Genomic DNA, 383 nt, shown 5'->3' with positions numbered 1-383 from the left:
TTTCAGAGAGAGAGCGAATCACAGGCCGCTCACAATGGGAATCCTTTTATGGGTCCGGGCCCTAGGACGCTTTCATCAGTATCCGTAAGGACCGGGATATCCCGGATATCCTTGTGCGGGCGGGTAGGCCGGATAGCTCGGATACGCGTAGCCGCCATAGGCCGGAGGCGGATAGCACCCGTAAGGCGAGTAACCGCAGCTTACGGCTGCACCGACGGCAACGCCGGTCGCAAGACCCAGGCCAAGGCCCCAGCCGCCCCAGCCCCAGCCGCCACCCCAGCCAGGCATGCCCCAGCCGTAACCGGACCATCCGCCGCCCCAGCCCCAGCCGGACCCCCAGCCGCCACGCCAGCCCGGGCCGCCCCATCCGGGACCGCGCCAGC

Annotated in this window: 1 protein-coding gene; it reads right to left on the bottom strand. The window is 68.1% G+C overall.

Translation table 11 applies throughout. The features are described from left to right. Positions 1-75: 75 nt before the first annotated feature. Positions 76-383, bottom strand: a 308-nt coding sequence (locus tag B8446_RS15925; RefSeq protein ID WP_048851364.1) for a hypothetical protein, incomplete at its 5' end; no start/stop codon positions are given.

This window comes from Tanticharoenia sakaeratensis NBRC 103193 (assembly GCF_000963885.1).
GTDB lineage: Bacteria > Pseudomonadota > Alphaproteobacteria > Acetobacterales > Acetobacteraceae > Tanticharoenia > Tanticharoenia sakaeratensis.
This window is presented reverse-complemented; position numbering and strand designations above follow the sequence as displayed.